General features: G+C 36.4%; 3 protein-coding genes. 2 read left to right on the top strand and 1 reads right to left on the bottom strand.

Features of this window, described 5'->3' with window-relative positions:
- Window positions 1-219 precede the first annotated feature (219 nt).
- Window positions 220-1,602, bottom strand: coding sequence for an RNA-binding domain-containing protein (locus NBH14_RS11595; RefSeq protein WP_186958385.1), 1,383 nt, complete (start codon window positions 1,600-1,602; stop codon window positions 220-222).
- Window positions 1,603-1,817: 215 nt separating this feature from the next.
- Here NBH14_RS11595 and NBH14_RS11590 point away from each other — a divergent pair, with 215 nt between their 5' ends.
- Window positions 1,818-2,840 carry a BF3164 family lipoprotein gene (locus NBH14_RS11590; RefSeq protein ID WP_250817442.1) on the top strand — a complete coding sequence of 341 codons (1,023 nt, stop codon included), beginning with the start codon at window positions 1,818-1,820 and terminating at the stop codon, window positions 2,838-2,840.
- A gap of 1,252 nt (window positions 2,841-4,092) precedes the next feature.
- Window positions 4,093-6,030 carry a discoidin domain-containing protein gene (locus tag NBH14_RS11585; RefSeq protein WP_186958386.1) on the top strand — a complete coding sequence of 646 codons (1,938 nt, stop codon included), beginning with the start codon at window positions 4,093-4,095 and terminating at the stop codon, window positions 6,028-6,030.
- Window position 6,031 lies beyond the last annotated feature (1 nt).

Raw genomic sequence — 6,031 nt, 5'->3', positions numbered from 1 at the left:
TTTAAATTATTGTAATTTTACGCTCGTCGGGACGGGTGGTCCCGCCCCTTGGCGCGGGCCGTTCCCCGACCGATGAGTTTTCTAGAGATAAATAATGCGTGACACAGTTTATTTTACACTACCCAAAACTATCGAAACTTTTCAGTAAATGATAAGCTGCTTCCGTTTTTTCATTCCTTACATAAGATGGAATGCAATCCATTATTAATATTAAACATCTTATTTTTTATAGTACCCCCCTGTTTTACGGGCTCCCACATACACCACTAATCCCTTTTCTTTCAAAGATTTGATATAACGTTCCGTCGTTGCAATACCTTTATTGATATATTTGGATATATCTTTCACTTTAATTCCAGGATTCTTTTCTAAGAAAGTAAGAATAAGAGTTTCTATTTCATTTATTCCCTCATTTATTCCCTCATTTATTCCCTCATTTATTCCCTCATTATATGGCCGTTCAATAACAGATATGAATTGTACACCATCAAAATCATTGATAAACTTTAAATTTGGTTCCTCTTTTAATGCACGTATAATCCCTGAACCTAAACCACGATAAGGCATTGTTTTTGCACAAAAATTAGCAATAAATGGATTACGAACAACGGCATTTCCAAACTTTATATTTTCAACTGTCAGTCCATCCGGAAGACATCCCGGACTGATAATCTCTATACGGTTATCAAAAATAAGTAATCTCACCGGAGCATTTTTTGTATAATCACGGTGTACAAGTGCATTTTGGAGTATCTCTTCCAAAGCTATCTCCGAAACTTCCAGTTTACCAATAGAATTAAACCCTTGTCCAGCCTGTATATTACGGAGATTAGCTTTTAAAAAAGACATACCTTTATCAAATATTTCTGGCAAAGTACCTGAAATATCTTTACTATCCCTATAGCTAATCCCTGCTATATCATTCCCCCAAAAAGCGACTGCTTTTATTACAAAAGTAGGGCGGTACTGCTGAGGATTTTTTCCGAAAAACAACAGACCTGCTAAAGTCATTTTTCCATCTCTAACTATATTTAGGTTTTGTAACAGTTCTGTATATGGAATACCAAATGTATCTATCTCACGCCCATATTCTTTACGCACAAATTCATCCAATACATTACTGTTGACATCTCTATCTGAAGTAAAAAGAATAGGTTGTTCATCGGCATACAACATTCCTGAACATTGGAATAAGCGAATTATTTCACTATTTTCCATCACTTTGCGTTTATCTGATCCTTGCTTTATCCAAATAGCCCCACCTAAATCTTTATAAGGTTTATTGTCTCCTTCATCAATATGAGCAACAAGAATAGAACGATCTTCTATTATGATAGTTTCGGTTTGTATGTAAATAACTGGACGTAACAAGTTTGTAGCAATATTAGCTAACATTGAATTTATTTGTTGTATCTCCTGATAAGATAATCCGATAATTTCCCCTGTCTTATCTCTGATACCAAACAGAATCATACCTCCACGTGCATTCGACATAGCAACCATTTCGGCTGCAATACTATCTTGATTAGAGAAACGTTCCTTGAACTGGACCGTACTGGTTTCTCCACATTTCACTATGAGTTGCAATTCTTTACTATTCATCTCCAAATATCATATGTGATAAGCATTACAAATGTATAACAAAAAATGAGAATGACATCCTCTACATCGCATTATGAAGGGTGAAACCGGCTTCGGTAATAAAATCAATGCTTCACTCTTTACAATAAAAGCATGAATCACCTTTGAAATAAAGCGCCTATAACTTCGACTAACATAATAAATTCAATATCTTTGTACAAATTCAAACAGTCTCCATGAAAAATATAATCTACTTCTTCATTGTCTTTATATTGCTATCTTGCAATCAGTCCCAAAAACAATTTTCCTATATCGACTTATCAGCGTCTACACCTTTAGACTCGGCTGAAGTTATTTATACTTTTGATGATAAATATCCGATCAGTATCAGGCTCACCGACTCTCTGATGTTTGTCATACTGGTTAAGTCAGACACGTGCCTGACAGTCATTAATACAAATACCAAAGAAGTCATTGCCTCTTTGGGACCTGTTGGAAACGGCCCGGATGATCTTGTCTCTCCCAGCTTCATTTTATCTACAGACAATCCTAACGTATTGATCGAAGATGTAAACTTACAGCGGATTATTAAAATAAAAACAGATATCGACAGTCTAAAATTGCAGGACTATACCCAATATCCCGAATCACTCTTCGGCAGTAGCGAACTGAACCTATCGGAGAACTTTATAGTAGGAAGGAAAGTAAATCCCAAAGAAAAGAAAATGTTTTTCGTCTACAACAGAAACAAAGGAACAACCGCTGAGGCTGATTACTTTCCGGAATTAAATGCTCCGTTATCAGACTATAACTACACATACGCCCCGGTTCTGGCCCTGAATGCAAAACAAAACAGAGTTATCGCCGGAATGTACTTCTTTGACCTGTTTCATGTGTATGATCTGGAAGGGAGTCGTATAAAGACCTTCTGTTTCTCAGAAAATTGTGTTCCCAGCATAAATGCAGAGGCCAAAATGCTGGATCTACGGGAAGGATATGCAGGCATCATCCGTGCATATTCAACAACAAAGTATTGTTACCTGCTAAGGGTTGAATACAAACCGGAATACCCCGATGGCAAACAGAAGATAATTCAAATCGACTGGAATGGTAAGTTTATCAATTCTTACGATTTTACAGATGATATATCCGGACAGTTTTATGTGGATGAACATTCAAACAAGATATATCTTATACGAAATCATATGAATTCTGAAGGTGAAGATTTATTCGATATTGTCTCATACCCTACTAATTAAAAGATCTTTATACCCTCAATACACTTACAGGAGAACGAACAACTATTGATGCAAGCAGCCAATTCACCTCCAACAAAGCCAACAAATGTCCTTCAACGACAGATTATTCAAAATGGCAGATACATGGCATTGAAAATCCGCATTTCTTCGATGTAATGTATATTCCGGAATATCAAATGTATGCACGTTTACATTTTGCCGGTACAGCCTTCGACACCCATAAAAATTTAGAAACAATAGCATATGAACGCGATTTGTATCTGATGCTATTTGGCAAGTCTTTCAAAAAAGTATATGAAAGTAAATTAGCCTCGAACAGATTCAACCCTTACACGGGATGGAATATAATCAATAACGGCATCATACTTTTTGTTGACAACATTCATGATAAAAACGATTCCGATAATTTAATTGTAGATATCATTCACCCTGATTAATTACAAGCAGCTTCAAAGTAATCACTTCGTTATCCCTGTTCTCCTTTTTATCAAAATGACATTATAAGTACTTCATAGCTTGAATATATGAACCTGAGGACGAACAAGGAATTTTTCAAGCCATTCTCCAAACGTTCGCTTATATCCTATTTCCAACAAAAGGAGAACAAATGATTAATTCCGAAAGGAATATAGGAATTATTACGACTTTTTATTCTCTAATATTGATTTATAAGCAATTCATGAAAGATCATTCCATCTCATTACCAGACGCCTTCTGTAGAAAAAACATGCCCAAAAACATACTATTCGGAGCTCAAAAACACGCAAACTATTTAAAATTCAAGCATATTTAACATTTTTCTCTATTAAACCGAACTCCTATCTCGGTTAAACTGAAAAAATATTCGTTTAAAACGAGATGAATTTTTGTTTAAACGAAATTCGATTTGACCGAAAAAACGAGTATAGAAAGCTCTATGTTAAATAATGTATAAGAAAATTTACTAAAACGGCCATTTCTAAAAACGCACTCGTAAGTTTATCTGCTTATTATTAATCTATTTAATGCAAATATAGCATAATAAACACCTTTTTGACAATTGACACACCACGATTTCAATGAAACGGATTTGTAAGATAAGATAGTGCAAACACCAGTATTTGCAGAATGCAAATATGTATATACTGATGCGTCAGAAAATAAAACAAACCAGTCAAAAGCTTTTTAAATCAATACTGTCAGTGAAATGTCATTAACTAAAAGCCGGGAGAATGGAACTTAATATGTTTATTTGCACGCAAATAATGTATACATGAGAAATTTCATTTTCATACTATTGGCGATCATTATATTTTCCTGCGGACCATCGGACAGGGAACAATTGAATGAAGCTCTAAAATTTGCCGGAGAAAACAGAAGCGAACTGGAAAAAGTATTGAAGCATTACGAAAATGATTCGCTTAAACTCAAAGCAGCAAAATTCTTAATTGAAAATATGCCGTTTTACTTTTCATATGAAAGTGAACAACTCAATCAATATAAAAACAATCTATATAAGATTGCTATAGAAAATAAATGCTCTGATGACGAAGCAATACGAATTGCCCAAAAACGTTTCGGGATACTCTCTTACAGTACATTCAGGAAAGTTTATGATGCCCATATTATTACTGCCGACTATCTGATAAAGAATATAGATCTGTCTTTTAAAGTCTGGAAGGAAAGACCATGGGGCAAATACATCTCATTTGACGATTTCTGCGAAACAATACTCCCGTACCGGATTGGAGATGAGCCATTAGAAGACTGGAGAGAAACTTATTATAACCGTTACCAACCACTTTTGGACTCATCACACACAGACAATGACCCTGTCAAAGCATGCAAAATCATTTTTGATCATATAGAACAGCAAACCTGGGTCTTTAATTATAAACATCAGTTTCCACATTTAGGGGCAACAGCCTTATTAGACAACAGATTCGGGACATGTGACGACCGATGTGATTTAAGTGTTTATATCATGCGTGCATTGGGTATCTCAGGAGGCATCGACTTTATTCTCCAGCATCCCGACAGAATGCACAAAGGGCATTCCTGGAATTATGTAACTAATACGGCCGGAAAACACACCGAATTTGCGTTATACGACCTGCGCCCCGGCTCAAAGCCCGATCCCGGGACAGAGATAAAAAGGGGAATCATTTACCGGAAATGCTTTTCCGTACAAAAAAGCAGCTTACCCATAGTTTACAGGAACAAACCGATACCCTCCACTCTAAGCAGTGTATTCATGAAAAACGTATCCGACCTATATTTCGAGGATAAAGCAAACATTATAATCTCCAACAGGAACAAAAAGGAGAAAATACTATATCTCAGTGTTTTCGATAACAAAAACTGGATACCAGTAGCCTGGACCGAGATAAACAACAATAAAGGTGTATTTACACATTTGGAATCCGGAATTGCATATATGGCAGGTTATTATCAGAATAATGTATTTGTCCCGGCATCAGATCCTTTTATTGTCGGGGACAATGGCAAAACGCACTTTCTGAAAGCAGATTATGAACATCGGCAAAATATGACTTTAACACGTAAGCACTCCATCCCTAAATGGTGGTTCTGGTATAAGAAAAGAACATTGAACGGAAAGTTCCAGGGAGCTAACCGCATTGATTTCAAAGACTCAGTCACACTATATACCATTACACATGAAGCGACAATGAACTCTTACATCATCAATATCTGGGAGTCAGGACAATTCAAATACCTCCGGTATCTGTCAGGAACAGATGGTTGCTGCAATATGGCTGAAGTCAGATTTTATACAGCTAAAAGCGATAAACCATTAGAAGGAGAAATTATAGGGACGGAAGGTTCTTTTCAAAACGATCCGAACCGGACCAAGAAAGCGGTATTCGATAACGATCCGCTAACATTTTATGATGCTAAAGAACCCAACGGGGCCTGGGCGGGCTTAAGCCTGGAAAGACCTCAGAAAGTAACGACTATTTATTATCAGTTCAGAAATGACGATAATAATATCCGTATTGGCGATACCTATGAACTAATGTATTGGTCTGAAGCCGGAGAATGGGAATCTGCCGGAAAAGTTATTGCAGATAAAGAGCAGGTAACATACAACGATATTCCTTCCCAAACCCTCTATTTACTCCATAACCACAGCAGAGGAAATGAAGAACGAATATTCACTTATGAGAACGGTACACAGATATGGTGGTAAG

The sequence above is a fragment of the Parabacteroides caecihominis genome (genome assembly GCF_023656785.1).
In the GTDB taxonomy this organism is placed as follows: domain Bacteria; phylum Bacteroidota; class Bacteroidia; order Bacteroidales; family Tannerellaceae; genus Parabacteroides; species Parabacteroides segnis.
Note: the sequence above shows the minus strand (reverse complement) of the source record. Positions and strands in the feature narration are given on the sequence as shown.